The organism is Kitasatospora atroaurantiaca, assembly GCF_007828955.1.
GTDB classification, from domain to species: domain Bacteria; phylum Actinomycetota; class Actinomycetes; order Streptomycetales; family Streptomycetaceae; genus Kitasatospora; species Kitasatospora atroaurantiaca.
This window is the reverse complement of record NZ_VIVR01000001.1, coordinates 6,133,871-6,148,580: the sequence shown is the minus strand read 5'-3', so window position 1 is coordinate 6,148,580 and position 14,710 is coordinate 6,133,871. Positions and strand designations below refer to the sequence as shown.

The window sequence follows — 14,710 nt, the reverse complement described above, 5'->3', positions numbered from 1 at the left end:
AGGGGTACGCGGCCTGAGGGTGCCGACCGTGGCAGCAACGGGAGTTGGGGCATGTCCCGTTCTGTTGTGCACACGGCGAGGAGTGTGACATGTACCATTGCACACATCACATGGTTTCGGAAGTGGCGGCACGCCTGCCAATTTCCTTCCGTCCCGGCCCCGTTGGCTCTCGGGTGTTACGTTCCACATGACCGACCGTCACTCAGCCGGGGGTACGCATGCGGACAGAGCTTCGAAGTGCCGACCTCGAGGTCGCGCAGCAGACCTTGGACGATGCCCGCGCCCTGGTCGCGCCCGCACTGCGGCGGGCGGTCGACGGCCTGCCGGAGTCCGTACGCCATGTGGTCGGCCACCACTTCGGGTGGTGGGACGCGCAGGGTTCACCGCTGCCCGCCGCCGAGGCCGGCAAGGGCTTCCGCTCGGCGCTGGCCCTGGCGGCTTGCGAGGCGGTCGGCGGGGACCGCACCCGCGCGCTGCCGGCGGCGGTCGCCGTCGACCTGGTGCACAACGCCTCGCTGCTGCACGACGACATCATCGACCAGGACGCCCTACGCCGGCACCGGCCCGCCGTCTGGTCGGTCTTCGGCATGCCGGCCGCGATCCTGGCCGGGGACGCCCTGTTCTTCCTCACCACCCAGGTCCTCATCGAGGCGTCCGCACCGCTCGCCGACGCCGGGCTGGCCCACCTCAGCACCGCCATCCAGCAGTTGGTGGGCGGCGAGTTCGACGACATCCTGTTCGAGCGGCAGCGGGAGGTCTCGCCGGCCGAGTGCCTGGCCATGGCCACCGCCAAGACCGGTTCGCTGCTGGCGGCCTCCTGCGCGCTCGGGGCGATCGCCGCGGGCGCGGAGGCCGGCCGGGTGGAGCATCTCAGGGCGTTCGGCGAGCAGCTGGGCACGGCGCTGCAGCTCGTCGACGACGTCCTGGGCATCTGGGGCTCGGAGGAACGGACCGGGAAGCCCCGGCTGTCGGACCTTCGGTCCCGCAAGAAGTCCCTGCCCGTGGTGGCCGCCCTGGCCGGCGGAGGAGCCGCGTCACGGCGGCTGGCCCGCCTGTACGGCAGCGACGGCCCGCTGACCGAACAGGAGTTGGAGCTCGTGGCCGACCTGGTGGAGGACGCCGGCGGCCGCGCCTGGGCGGTGAACGAGGCCGAACGCGCCCGCCGGGACGCTCTGGAGCACCTCGCCGCCGCCCACCCGCAGCCCGGCCCGGCCGGCGCCCTCACCGCCATCGCCCGCCTGGTGACCGCCCGGGACCACTGAACGGCTCCGCCAGCAGGTGCACCGATCAGAACTGGGCACCCCAAGGGGCGCGAGGAACTGCGCGAGACGGAAGGAACCGGCCTGCAGCCTCCCGCTTGGCGCAGTTCCCCGCGCCCCTCTGGCTGGCCCGCTGCCTCAGCCCAGGTCCCGTCGGCGCAGGCCGGCCAAGCCTGCGACCGCCAGCAGGGCCGCGGCCGCCCCGATCCAGAGCAGCGGCCGGGCCTCGACCGCCCCACCCGGCAGGCGCGGGAGGTGGGTGAACGGCGACAGGTCCAGGACCAGGCGGTCGAACTGCAGCGCGGGGCCGAGCCACCCGATCACCAGGAACACCGCCAGCACCCCCCAGCCGGCCGAGGTCCACCTGGGCAGCAGCCCGAAGATCGCCAACATCGCGGCCGCGGCCAGCCAGACCGCGGGCAACTGCACCAGCGCGCCGCCCAGCAGGTCCTGGACCCGGCCCCCGAGCTCGCCCAGCTCCGCGCCGGCGGCCAGACCCGCCGCCAGCCCTCCGGTGGCGAGCAGCACGGCCGAGCCCAGCAGCGGGAAGAGCAGATGTCCGCCTGCCCAGCCGAGCCGGGAGACCGCGGTGGCCAGCACCGGCTCCGCCCGGCCCCCGGTCTCCTCGCCGCGCAGCCGCTGCACGGCCTGGACGGCGTAGACCGCCGCGATCATGCCGAGCAGCCCCATGATGCTGGACAAGTACGCATCCAGGACGGCCTGTTGGCCTCCCAACCGACGCAGCACGTCCTTCAGTGCGGCGTTGTCGCCGACCAGCTCGACCACTCCCTTGGCGACCCCGCCGAAGACCGCTCCGGCCACGGCGAAGCCGGCGCACCAGCCGTAGAGGGTGCCGCGCTGCAGCCGCCAGGCCAGCGCGGCATGGGTACGGAGCGTGGGCACGCCGGCTGCGGGGCCGGGCCGCTGGGGCAGCAGCCCCGCGCCCAGGTCGCGGCGGGCGACCAGCGCGTACGCCGCACCGGCGAGCGCGGCGGCGCAGCCCAGGGCGAGACCGAGGACCCACCAGCGGTCCCCCGCGAACGGCCGCAGTTGCTCGGCCCAGCCGATCGGGGAGAGCCAACTCAGCCACTGCGGGCCGGAGTCGGTGGAGGACGCGTCGCCGGCCGCCCGCAGGACGAAGGCCAGTCCGAGCACCGCGCTCGCGGCGCCGTTGGCGGCCCGCCCGGTCTCGGCCAGCTGGGCGGTGACGGCCGCCAGCCCGGCGAAGACCAGGCCGCAGGCCGCGAGGGCGAGCCCGAGGGCGAGCGCCCCGGCGGCGGCGTGCCCGAGGGCGGTCAGGGCCGCCGTGACCAGCGCGGCGAGCAGCAGGTTGGCGGTGAGCGCGGTCAGCAGTGCGGCGGTGAGCGGTGCGCGGCGGCCGACCGCGCCGGCGCCGACCAGCTCCAGGCGGCCGTCCTCCTCCTCGGCACGGGTGTGGCGGACCACCAGCAGAATGCTCATCAGTCCGGCCAGCGCCGCGCCGAAGGCCGTCATCCGCCATGCCGTCAGCCCGCCGATGCTCGATCCGAAGACCGGGCCGTACAGTGCGCGGAGCGAGCTGTTGGAGGCCATGCCCGCGGCGAACCGCTCCCGCGCTGCGCCGGAGTCGTACAGGTTCCCGAAGGTGTAGGCGGTGGAGGCCACCGAGGCGGTGAGGACGTAGACCCAGGCCGGGAGCATGATCCGGTCGCGCCGCAGGGCGAGGCGGAGCAGGGTGCCGGTACCGGCGAGGCCGTTCACGACCGCACCGGCTCTGCGCCGGGCTGGTAGTGGCGCAGGAAGAGCTCCTCCAGCGTCGGCGGCCGGCTGACCAGCGAGCGCACCCCGAGGGCGGTGAACTCCCGGAGCAGGCCGTCCAGTCGGTCGGTGTCGACCTGGCACCGGACCCGGTGGTCCTGGACGACGAGGTCGTGCACGCCGGGGAGGCCCGACAGACCCTCGGGGGCGGCGGCCAGTTCGGCCTCGACCGAGGTGCGGGTGAGGTGGCGCAGCTCGGCCAGCGTGCCGGTCTCGACCGTACGGCCGGCCCGGATGATGCTCACCCGGTCACAGAGCGCCTCGACCTCGGAGAGGATGTGGCTGGAGAGGAGGACCGTGCGGCCGCGGTCGCGCTCCTCGGCGATGCAGGCGCGGAACACCTCCTCCATCAGCGGGTCCAGACCGGAGCTCGGCTCGTCCAGGATGAGCAGTTCCACGTCGGAGGCGAGCGCCGCGACGAGGGCGACCTTCTGCCGGTTGCCCTTGGAGTAGGTGCGGCCCTTCTTGGTCGGGTCGAGTTCGAAGCGCTCCAGCAGTTCGGCCCGGCGGGCGCCGTCCAGGCCGCCGCGCAGCCGTCCGAGCAGGTCGATGGTCTCGCCGCCCGAGAGGTTGCGCCACAGCGTCACGTCGCCGGGCACGTACGCGAGCCTGCGGTGGAGGCCGACCGCGTCGCGCCAGGGGTCGCCGCCGAGCAGCCGGGCGGTACCGGAGTCGGCCCTCAGCAGGCCGAGCAGGACCCGGATGGTCGTGGACTTCCCGGCCCCGTTGGGTCCGAGGAAGCCATGCACCTCCCCCTCGGAGACCGTGAGGTCCAGTCCGTCCAGGGCGCGCGTCCGGCCGAAGGTCTTGACCAGGCCGGACACCGATACAGCCGTTGTCATGCCAGTCACGGTACTCTTGTTTCACAAAACCGTGAAGTTCATGAATCATATGGATTTTCGCGAAGCCCCGACGCCTGGGAGATGATGCGGCGGTGATCGCAGAGTCGGCAGGAGACGCCATGGAGACCCGGGACGAACAGGCCGTCGGCACCTTCATCGAGCGTTTCGCCAGCGTGCTGACCGACGCCGGCTTCGCCCGGATGCCGGCCCGCATCTTCACCGCCCTGCTGGCCACCGACTCGGGGCGGCTGACGGCCGCCGAACTGGCGGAGGTCCTGCAGGTCAGCCCGGCGGCGGTCTCCGGCGCGGTCCGCTACCTGGTGCAGCTCAACCTGGTCAGCCGCGAGCGCGAGCCGGGCTCGCGACGGGACAGGTACCGGGTGCACGACGACGTCTGGTACGAGGCCGCGGTGCGCCGGGACCAGATGCTGATCCGCTGGGAGAGCAGCCTGCGCGAGGGGGTGACCGCGCTCGGCGCGGACAGCCCGGCCGGCGCGCGGATGGCGGAGTCGCTGGCCTTCTTCGAGTTCATGCGCGAGGAGCTGCCGTCCCTGCTGACCCGCTGGCACACCCGCCGCGCCGAGCTCCGTTCGGGCGGCGCCGCCCCGCAGGGCCAGAGCTGATTATTCCTCGTCGACGTACCGTCACCGACCGTCCGGCCGCACCACCTCGTCCCCGGCCCCGTGCGGACGGTCCCATCTGGCCCTACCGGGCGGCCGTTGTGGCAACTTCGTCATGATCCAACGGCCCCCGCCCGCGGCAGGCCCTTGTCAGGGTTAGGCTGAATGAGGTATATGACCGTTATGCACGGATAGCTGTCGGTCACCCGAACCGGGAGGGCCTGCCTCATGTACCTCCAACTGTCATCGCGCCGGGTGGACGGATGGTCGGTCGTGCACGCGGCGGGGGAGCTCGACATCGCCACCGCCGACACGCTGCGCGACCGCGTCACCGCACTGCTGGTCCGCGACGGCCCGCGAGCCCGGGTGATCGTGGACCTGTCGGCCCTGGTCTTCTGCGACGCGAGCGGGGTCGGAGCACTCGTCGAGGCACGCAACATCGCCCGGACACACCTGGGAGAGCTGCGGCTGGCGGGCCCCCGAGGGCGGGTCCTGCGCCTGCTACGACTGACCGAGCTGGACCGCCTGATGCCCATCTTCCCGACCGTACGCGACGCAATCGCCGCGACGACCGCCCCTGCGGCAGGCACCAGGACCGCTCAGCCCGCATAGCCGGACCATCACACGGAAGGCGGATGAGATGATCACCGAACTGGCCGTGGAACGAGTCGAGTTCACCTGCGGACACTGCTGGCACGGGTGGAGCGCCGAGTACGACGTCCTGCGCCACCGGGACGAGGACGGCACCGAGCACGAGCAGTTCTCCCGCGACGGCATCCCCGTCGCCTCCCCCTACTCGGCGGACGGCGCACCGGCCTGCCCCAGCTGCCACCGCCACTGGGTGGGGCACCTCGCCGACCGCCGGGTGGTCCCGATCCCCGAAGGCGCGGCAGCCGCCGAGCCACCCGCCGGCCACCGCCGGGCCGACGGAAGCTCCCCGGCCGGCGGGCTGCTGAGCGCACCGAGCCTCGGCGCACACACGTCCTGAGCGTCTGAACATCCGTTCCGGCCCGGTGACGGACGCCGTCTCCGGACGGCGTCCGTCACCAGGCAGTCCTGCCAATCTCTCCACCGAATCGCTTCCGAACCCGAATTCACCTCATCGAGCGAGGGAGTTCGGCAATTCGGCGCCATCCGCAATCGGCGGCCTAATCTGACGACGGCTCACCACATCACCCAGGGAAAGGCCCGGCTCGGATGGCACAGCCCTTCAAGCTTCCAGAGTTCTACATGCCGTACCCGGCCCGGTTGAATCCCCATCTCGAGGACGCCCGGGAGCATTCGAAAGCCTGGGCGCGCACGATGAGAATGCTGGAGGGATCGGGTATCTGGGACGAACCCACCTTCGACGCCCATGACTACGCCCTGCTCTGCGCCTACACGCACCCGGACGCCTCGCGGGCGGAACTCGCCCTGGTGACCGACTGGTACGTCTGGGTCTTCTTCTTCGACGACCACTTCCTGGACACCTTCAAGCGCAGCCGCGACATGGCCGGGGCGAAGGCGTACCTGGACCGGCTGCCCGCGTTCATGCCCGTGCACCCCGCCGACACCTCTCCCGAGCCGGCCAACCCGGTGGAGGAGGGCCTCGCCGACCTGTGGGCCCGGACGGTTCCGACGATGTCGGAGAGCTGGCGCGCCCGCTTCGCGGAGGCCACCCAGCACCTGCTCGAGGAGTCCCTCTGGGAGCTCTCCAACATCAGTGAGAGCAGGGTCTCCAACCCGGTCGAGTACATCGAGATGCGACGGAAGGTCGGCGGCGCCCCCTGGTCGGCCGGCCTGGTGGAGCACGCGGTGGGCGCCGAGGTCCCCGCCGCGATCGCGGCCAGCCGGCCCATGCGGGTGCTCAAGGACACCTTCTCCGACGGGGTGCACCTGCGCAACGACCTGTTCTCCTACCAGCGGGAGACCGAGGAGGAGGGCGAACTCGCCAACGGCGTCCTGGTCCTGGAGCGCTTCCTGGGCTGCAGCACCCAGCAGGCCGCCGATGCCGTCAACGAGCTGCTCACCTCGCGGCTGCAGCAGTTCGAGCACACCGCTCTCACCGAACTCAACCCCCTGTTCCAGGAGTTCGGCCTGGACCCGCAGTCCTGCCGGGACGTCCTCGCCTACGTCAAGGGCCTCCAGGACTGGCAGTCCGGCGGCCACGAGTGGCATCTGCGCTCCAGCCGCTACATGAACGGCGAGCCGGGATCCTCGGCTGCCGCACAGCTCCTGGGCCGCCCGCTGGGCCTGGGCACCTCGGCCGCCCGGGTGGCGTCCTCGCTCGCCGCCTCCCTGCCCGGCAGGCTCAGGAGCTACACCCACGTCCCGTACGAGACCGTCGGCCCGCTGCAACTCCCCGACTTCCACATGCCGTTCGCCGTCCGGCTGAGTCCCCACCTGGACGCCTCACGGGAGCACATCGTGGACTGGGCCGGCCGGATGGGCATGCTGGACTCGCTGCCCGGCATCCCCGGGTCCGGCCTCTGGGACGAACGCAGGCTGCGCGGCTTCGACTTCGCCCTGTGCTCCGCCGGGATCCACCCGGACGCCACGCCGGCCGACCTCGACCTCACGACCGGCTGGCTCACCTGGGGGACGTACGGGGACGACTACTTCCCGGTCGTCTTCGGCCGCACCCTGGACATGGCCGGCGCGAAGGCCTGCAACGAACGGCTCTCGGCGCTCATGCCGCTGGACGTCTCCACCGGCCCGGCGCCGCTGAACGCGCTGGAACGCGGTCTGGCCGACCTGTGGACCCGGACGGCCGGCCCGATGACCCCGGACGCGCGCCGCAGGTTCCGGGACTCCATCGAGGACATGACCGGCAGTTGGCTGTGGGAGCTCGCCAACCGGATCCAGAACCGCATCCCCGACCCGGTCGACTACATCGAGATGCGCCGCAAGACCTTCGGCTCGGACCTGACGATGAGTCTCTCCCGGCTGGCCCACGGGCAGACGGTGCCGCCCGAGATCTACCGCACCCGGCCGATCAGGGCGATGGAGAACTCGGCCGCCGACTACGCCTGCCTGCTCAACGACGTCTTCTCCTACCAGAAGGAGATCCAGTTCGAGGGGGAGATCCACAACGCGGTCCTGGTCGTCCAGAACTTCCTCAACTGCGGCCGCTCCGAGGCGCTCGCCACCGTCAGCGACCTGATGACGTCCAGGATGCGGCAGTTCGAGCACATCGTCTCCACCGAACTCCCCGCCCTGTACGAGGAGTTCGACCTGACCCCGAGCGCCCGGCAGGTCCTCGACGGCTACGCCGAGGAGCTCCGGAACTGGCTGGCCGGCATCCTGCTCTGGCACCAGGAGTGCCGCCGGTACGTCGAGTCGGAGCTCCTTCGCCACGCGGCACCCGCGGCCGCGGCGCTGCCGGGAGGCCCGGTCGGTCTGGGCACCTCGGCCGCCCGTCTCTCACCCCGCCCGGACCTCGCCGGGGCGGTCGCCGTGCGGTAGCCGGGAGCCAGGCGACCGCCGTGCGGTGGCCGGAAGCCCGGTCAGGTGGCAGGCGGCGTTTCGGCGCCGCCGGCCGACGGCCGGACCGTGAGGTCCTTGCTGGCCCGGATGAGCGACTCGGCCTGGTCGGCGCCCATCGGCCGGGCGAACAGGTACCCCTGCCCGAGCGGGCAGCCCATCACGGCCAGCAGGTCGCGCTGCCGAGCGCTCTCGATGCCTTCGGCGATCACCCTCACCCCGAGCGTCTCGGCGATCCGGGTGATCCCCTCCACCAGGGCGTACTGCTGTGAGGACTTGCCGAGCCCGTCGATGAAGGACTTGTCGATCTTGAGGATGGTGATCGGGAACTCACGGAGGTAGCTGAGGGACGAGTAGCCCGTCCCGAAGTCGTCGATGGCCAGCCGGACGCCGAGATCGCTCAGCGTCATCATGTCGGTGCGGACCCGCTCGTCCCGGCGCATCAGGACGCTCTCGGTCAGTTCGAGGATCAGCGAGCTGGGCTCCATGGAGTGCCCGTCGAGGGTCTGGCGGACCACGTCGACGAACCCGGGGTCGCGGAACTGCCGGGCCGACACGTTGACGCTCACATAGAGCTGCTTGCGCGGGCCCGCACCGCCGTCGAGGCCGTCGTGGCCGTCCAGGCACTCCGACGCGGTCTGCTGCCACCGGGACGCCTCCGCCGCCGCGTGGCCGAGCACCCAGGCGCCGAGCGGCACGATCTGACCGCTCTCCTCGGCGAGGGTGATGAACTGCTCCGGCGGCACCAGGCCGCGGGTGTGGTGCGGCCAGCGGACCAGCGCCTCGAAGCCCTCCAGGGCCCCGCTCGCGATCTCCACGATCGGCTGGTAGAGGACCTGGAAGGAGGACTCGGCGACGGCACTGTCCAGGCTCGCCTGCAACTCGTGCCGCTCGATCATGCCGGCCTGCAGGACGGGGTGGAAGCGCCGCCACTGACGCTTCCCCGCCCCCTTCGCCGCGTAGAGCGCCAGGTCGGCGTGGGTGAGCAGCTCGGCGGAGTCCACGCTGTCCTCGGTGGTGGCGATCCCGACGCTCACGGACACGTTGATCGGCCCGGCGCTGAGGCGGAAGGGGTCGGCGAATGCCTTGATGACGTGGTCCGCGAAGGCCTCGGCGTCGGCCGGTGCCATCGAGTCCTCGATCAGGACCGCGAACTCGTCACCGCCAAGCCGTGCCGCGGTGTCGGAGGCCCGGGCCATCGTCGACAGCCGCAGCGAGACGGCGACCAGCAGCTCGTCGCCCACGCTGTGGCCCATGGTGTCGTTGACGACCTTGAAGTCGTCGATGTCGATCAGCAGGACCCCGGCCGCCAGTCCGCCACGCATACCGCGGCTGAAGGCGTGGTTGACCCGGTCCTGGAACAGCACGCGGTTGGCCAGGCCGGTGAGCGAGTCGTGGAAGGCCCGGTGGCTGAGCTCGCGTTCCAGCTGGCGCTGCTCGGTGACGTCACGCAGGGTGAGCACGAGCCCGGAGACCGTGGGGTCGGTCCGCAGGTCGCTGTGCCGGACCTCGACCTCGATGGACACCCGGTCGTACCGCACCATCCGCCAGTGCTCGCGCTTCTCCCGCTGGTCACGGCCGCGCATCTGGGCGAGTGCGGCGACGGCCGAGGCGCTCTCCTCGGGCGGGACCAGCTGCGCGATCGGCACACCGATCAGCGAGGGGTAGCCCAGCACCCGGTCGGCGGAGGAGCTCGCGTACCGGACCAGGTCGTCGTCGTCCAGGATCAGGATGACGTCCGAGGCGTTCTGCACCAGCGTCCGGAAGTACGCCTCGCTCTTGCGGCGGGTCACCTCCTGGCTCAGCGTGATGCGCTCCAGCGCCAGTGCCGCCTGTGAGGCGAGCGCCTCCGCCGTAGCGGTCAGGGCGGCCAGCTCCTCCTCGCCACCGCCGACGATCAGCACGCCGATCAGCGGGTCGCCCGATGGCCGGTCCTGGAGGGCCATCGGGCAGAGCAGGGCGTGGCCGGAGCCGGGCAGGGCCGCGGCGAGATCCTCGCCGAGTGCGGCCGTCGGGCGCTCATGGGTCCGGCGGCTGACGATCAGGTCGTGGACGGCCCCCGGCACCCGGTGGGAGGCCAGCCCGGCGGGAACTCCGCCGGCCGGGCGCAGGTTCAGGCCGCCGGCCTCGTCGCTCAGCCCGAGCACCACCTGGCGCTCCGGGTTCGGCGGCGGCAGCTCCGACCCGGCGGTCCGGATCGCCGCGGTGACCTCCTCCACGCTGGTGGCAGCGGCCAGGGAGCTGATGGCGACGCGCAGGACCCGCTCCCGGGCGACGGTCTGACGATGGGCCGTGACCACACCGGAGAGCCGCCAGAGGACCAGCAGGAACAGCAGGGCGGAGAACGCGCCGACCACCCCGGCGTTGCTGGTGTCCCCGCGGATGGCGTCCAGCAGCAGCACGGTGGGCGCGATCAGCGAGGCAAAGGTGAGCAGGCCGATCCGCCCGCGCGCGACATCGGTCCGCGGTGAGGGCACCGGCTTGGTCATCGTCACCATGGACGGGTGCAGGGCGGCCACACCCCAGGCGGTGTAGTAGGCGGCCCAGCCCAGGTCGACGGGGGTGCCGATCCGCCAGCTCCCGTGCAGCTGGATCAGCCCGAATGCGACGTCGGAGATCAGCATGCCGAGTGTGCCGACCGTGAGCAGCCGCAGCGACCAGCTCTTGCGGCCGTGGGGGGCGAGCAGGCGCAGCAGCATCGCCAGGACGAGGATGTCGCCGAGCGGATAGGCGATGGCGAAGGCCTTCTGAACCCACGTCAGTTCCACGATGTGGGCATACGGCAGGACGATGTAGATCCAGGAGAGCAGGGCCAGGCCCGCGGTGAAGGTCAGCGCGTCGATCAGGCTGCCCCGGTCGCGGCCGGCGCTGCGGCGCCGGATGAAGAGGAGCAGCCCGATCGCGTACAGCGGGTAGGTCGTGAGGTAGAAGACGTCGGCGATCGACGGGAACGGGTTCTCCTGGTGCAGGAGTTGGGTGAGGACGACCTCGGAGACCTCACCCGCGGTGAAGCTCAGGTTCGCCGCGGCGAGCAGGAACCAGGGCAGCGGGTAGGACGGGCGGTTACGGAACGTCCCGACCAGGATGGCTGCGACGCCGCTGAGCCCGATCCCGGTCCACCAGACGATCCGCTGACTGGGGTGCACGTAGTACATGGCCGTGAGCAGGGCCATCCACCCGAGGAAACCGAGCGTTACGTACTGCCACCGCCAGTTGGTCATCGCTTTCTCCATGCGGCGCTCCGTCGAGGTACGCGCAAGAGATTCGAATTGATTTCCACCCAAGCATACCTGACGCCGTGAAACCCGTAATTTCCATCATTACCCAGGCATATGCCAGCAGCAACTGCCAACCAGGTGCCCGGCTTGCCGAGATGCGGATCCGATGGCAGGGGTATATTCGAAGAAAAGGGGCGCGGGGGCCTACACACCGGGAGGGTCAGGGTGGTGAACCACGACTCCTTCTCGACGCGGTCCGACGAATTGCAGGTCGTGGTCATCAATACCAGGGGGCAGTATTCGGTATGGCCGGCTGCTCTCGGGATTCCGGCGGGCTGGCGCCGGTTCGGCGAGCCCGCTGCCAGGGACCGCTGTCTCGCCGTGGTCGAGGCCACCTGGACGGACATGCGTCCGGCCGGGCCGGGACCACGGGCGGGCAGGACCGTCCCCGAGCTGTTCCGGCTTCAGGCGGCCCGCGCGCCCGATCACCTCGCGGTGGTGTCGGAGCACGGGTCGCTCAGTTATGCGCAGCTGGAGGGCCGGGCGAACCTCCTCGCCCGGCGGTTACGGCGGCTCGGCACCGGCCTCGACTCGATCGTCACGGTCTGCCTCGAGCGCAGCCCCGACATGGTGGTCGGGCTGCTCGCGGTCCTGAAGTCCGGCGGTGCGTTCCTCCCGCTCGACCCCGGCCTGCCCGAGCGCCGGCTGGCCCAGTTCGTCGAGGACTCCCGCTCCACGGTCGTCCTGACCGACGCCGCCCACGCCGGGATCGCCGGGCCGGCCGAGCTCGTCCTGCCGGAGGAGTTCCGGGCGGACTCCGCCTCACCCTCGGCCGAATCGCTGCCGGACGGCCCGGCGCCCGACGACCTCGCCTACATGATCTACACCTCCGGTTCGACCGGGGCCCCCAAGGGCGTGATGATCGACCACCGGTCGCTGGCCTGCGTCCTGTCGCACCTGGTCCACGCCTACGCCCTGCACCCCGACGACCGGGTGCTCCAGCTCGGCGCGCTGGGCTTCGACACCTCGCTGGAGCAGATCTTCACCACGCTGCTCAGCGGCGGCACCCTGGTGCTGGCCGCCGACCGGGGCTGGGCCCCCACCGAGCTGATGTCCCGGCTCCGCGAGCACGGCATCACGGTCGCCGACCTGACCCCTGCGTACTGGCACCAGTTCGTGAGCGCGACCGAGGACGACGGAGCTCCGTCCTCCTCGCTGAGGCTCGTGATCGTGGGCGGGGACGTCGTCCACGCCGACGACTGCCGCTCATGGTTCCGCCGGATGCCCGGCGTGGACCTGCTCAATGCGTACGGGCTCACCGAGACGACCATCACCTCGACCCTCTGCGTCCTCGACGAGGGCCTCCTCGCCGCCCGGAGCGGGAGCAGGGTGCCGGTCGGCAGCCCGCTCCCCGACACGTACGTGCACCTGCTCGACGAGCGGCTGCAGCCCGTCCCGGCGGGGCAGGACGGGGAGATTTTCATCGGCGGCCGCGGCGTCGCCCGCGGCTTCTGGCGGCAGCCCGGCAGGACCGCGGAGAGCTTCCTCCCAGACCCGTACTCCCCGGAGCCGGGGGGTCGCATGTACCGGACGGGGGACTCCGGGCGTCTGCGCCCCGACGGCAGGCTGGAGTTCCTCGGGAGGATCGACGACCAGCTGAAGATCCGGGGATTCCGGGTCGAGCCGGCCGAGATCGAGGCCGCCCTCACCGCCCACCCGGACGTGGACCGTGCGGCCGTGGTCGCGGACGGCCGCGCCGGGGAGGAGAAGACCCTGGTCGCCTTCTACACCAGGGCCGGGCCCGCCGGGCAGCAGGCCCGCGAGCCGGTGTCGGAGGCCGGGCTCCGCTCGTTCCTGGCCCAGACCCTGGCCGGCTACATGCTCCCGGCGAGACTGACCGCCGTCGACCGCCTGCCGCTCAAGCGCAGCGGCAAGGTGGACCGGCGGAGCCTCTCCCTCGGCAGGGCCGCGAAGGAGAGCGCCACGGCCTCTGCGGCCGGTACGCCGGTGTCGGCCGGCATCTCCGAACTCTGGTCCCAACTCCTGCACCTCGAACAGGTCGGCGAGGAGGACGACTTCTTCCGGATGGGCGGCAACTCGCTGCTCGCCATGGAGATGCTCGCCAGGGTCCGGATCATGTTCGGCATCGGCGTCAGCCAGACCCGGGCGCTGACCAGGGCCCTGCTGGAGGACCCGACCCTGGACGCCTTCGCCCGCAGCACCATGGCCGCCCGCGCCGGGACCTTGTCCGCCGCCGGATCGGGGCGGGTCGACTTCGAGGCCGAGTCGAGGCTCCTGGTACCGATCCGCCGGAACACGGGCCCGCCGCCCCGCTGGGAGCAGCCTTCGGACATCCTGCTCACCGGGGCCACCGGCTTCTGCGGGACTCACCTGCTCGACATCCTGGTCCGTACGACGAATGCCCGTATCCACTGCCTGACCAGGGCGAACGACACCCGGCACGCACTGGAGCGGATCCGGGCCGTCCACCGCCACTACCTGGTGCGCGACCCGCTGCACGACCTCCCGCAGGACCGGGTCGTCCCGGTCGTCGGCGACCTCGGGGAGCCGTACCTGGGGCTGTCTCCGGACCGCTTCGAGGCGCTGGCCGACACCGTGGACCTCGTGTACCACTGCGCGGGGCACGTCAACTTCATCTACCCGTACCACGAGCTCAGCCCGACCAACGTCGCCGGCACCAGGGAGCTCATCCGGCTGGCCGGCCACTCCCGTTCGGTGCCCGTGCACTACCTCTCCAGCATGGCCGTGCTGGCCGGGTACGGTACGGCGGGGGTGCGCCGGGTCACGGAGGAGACTCCGCTGAGCCATGCCGACCGCCTCTCGGTCGGCTACGTGGAGGCGAAGTGGGTCGCCGAGGCGCTCCTCCAGAAGGCGGCCGCCGAGGGACTGCCCGTCGCGATCTACCGGCTGAACGACATCACCGGCGACCAGCGGACCGGCATGATGAACACCGGCACCGAGATGTGCGCCCTGATCAAGTTCATCGCCGACGCCGGGTGCAGTCCCGACGTGGACCTGCCGCTGGACTTCGTCCCCGCCGACTGCTTCGCCCGGGCGGTGACCCACATCTCCACCCGGCGCCGCGCCACCGGGGACGTGTACCACCTGACCAATCCGCAGTACGTGTTCGTCGGTGCGCTGGCCGAACGGCTCCGGGCCTTCGGCTACCGGGTCGAGGAGCTTCCCTACCCGGAGTGGGTCCGCCGATTCGCGAGCTACGCCGCGCTGCACCCGAACCACCCGATGACCTCGTTCCTGCCGCTGTTCGTCGACCGCTCCTCGGGCGCCGACCTGACGGTGAGCGAGATGTACTTCCGCCACACCTTCCCGCTGTTCAGCCGGGACAACACGGACGCCGCGCTGGCCGGGAGCGGCATCGAGATCCCCCCGGTCGACGCCGACCTGCTGGACCGCTACATCGCGAACCTGCTCTCGTCCGGCTATCTGGCTCAGCCCGCGGCGGAGTGACGGGACCTGGGAGTCTGGGAGCC

9 protein-coding genes are annotated in these 14,710 nt (G+C 71.6%); 6 read left to right on the top strand and 3 right to left on the bottom strand.

Annotated elements, in window-relative coordinates; genetic code table 11:
* The first annotated feature begins 218 nt into the window (after positions 1–218).
* Entirely contained in the window at positions 219–1,262 is a 1,044-nt protein-coding gene (locus tag FB465_RS27645) for a polyprenyl synthetase family protein (RefSeq protein WP_145794821.1), read from the top strand.
* Positions 1,263–1,397: 135 nt separating this feature from the next.
* Here FB465_RS27645 and FB465_RS27640 read toward each other — a convergent pair whose 3' ends face one another.
* Both FB465_RS27640 and FB465_RS27635 read right to left on the bottom strand, forming a co-directional pair.
* Complete coding sequence (locus tag FB465_RS27640) at positions 1,398–2,999, bottom strand: ABC transporter permease (protein ID WP_145794819.1); 1,602 nt, start codon at positions 2,997–2,999, stop codon at positions 1,398–1,400.
* A complete protein-coding gene (locus FB465_RS27635; protein ID WP_145794817.1) occupies positions 2,996–3,898 on the bottom strand; it encodes an ABC transporter ATP-binding protein in 903 nt (300 codons plus the stop codon). The genes FB465_RS27640 and FB465_RS27635 overlap by 4 nt, the downstream gene beginning before the upstream one ends.
* A 119-nt stretch (positions 3,899–4,017) precedes the next feature.
* On the opposite strand from FB465_RS27635, the gene FB465_RS27630 reads away from it, so the two are divergent.
* From FB465_RS27630 to FB465_RS27615, 4 genes are all read left to right on the top strand, one after another.
* Entirely contained in the window at positions 4,018–4,521 is a 504-nt protein-coding gene (locus FB465_RS27630; protein ID WP_145794815.1) for a GbsR/MarR family transcriptional regulator, read from the top strand.
* Positions 4,522–4,746: 225 nt separating this feature from the next.
* Entirely contained in the window at positions 4,747–5,130 is a 384-nt protein-coding gene (locus FB465_RS27625) for an STAS domain-containing protein (RefSeq protein WP_145794813.1), read from the top strand.
* 28 nt (positions 5,131–5,158) lie between these two features.
* On the top strand, positions 5,159–5,506 hold the full coding sequence (locus FB465_RS27620; protein ID WP_145794811.1) for a hypothetical protein: 348 nt from the start codon (positions 5,159–5,161) through the stop codon (positions 5,504–5,506).
* A 209-nt stretch (positions 5,507–5,715) separates the two neighbouring features.
* Positions 5,716–7,962: a family 2 encapsulin nanocompartment cargo protein terpene cyclase gene (locus FB465_RS27615; protein ID WP_211785870.1), complete on the top strand. Its 2,247-nt coding sequence runs from the start codon at positions 5,716–5,718 to the stop codon at positions 7,960–7,962.
* A 41-nt stretch (positions 7,963–8,003) separates the two neighbouring features.
* Here the strand turns inward: FB465_RS27615 and FB465_RS37155 are convergent, their stop codons facing one another.
* Positions 8,004–11,213 (bottom strand): putative bifunctional diguanylate cyclase/phosphodiesterase, encoded by a 3,210-nt coding sequence (locus FB465_RS37155; protein ID WP_145794809.1) that lies wholly within the window; start codon positions 11,211–11,213, stop codon positions 8,004–8,006.
* Between the two features lie 210 nt (positions 11,214–11,423).
* Here FB465_RS37155 and FB465_RS27605 point away from each other — a divergent pair, with 210 nt between their 5' ends.
* Positions 11,424–14,687 (top strand): amino acid adenylation domain-containing protein, encoded by a 3,264-nt coding sequence (locus tag FB465_RS27605; protein ID WP_211785869.1) that lies wholly within the window; start codon positions 11,424–11,426, stop codon positions 14,685–14,687.
* Positions 14,688–14,710 lie beyond the last annotated feature (23 nt).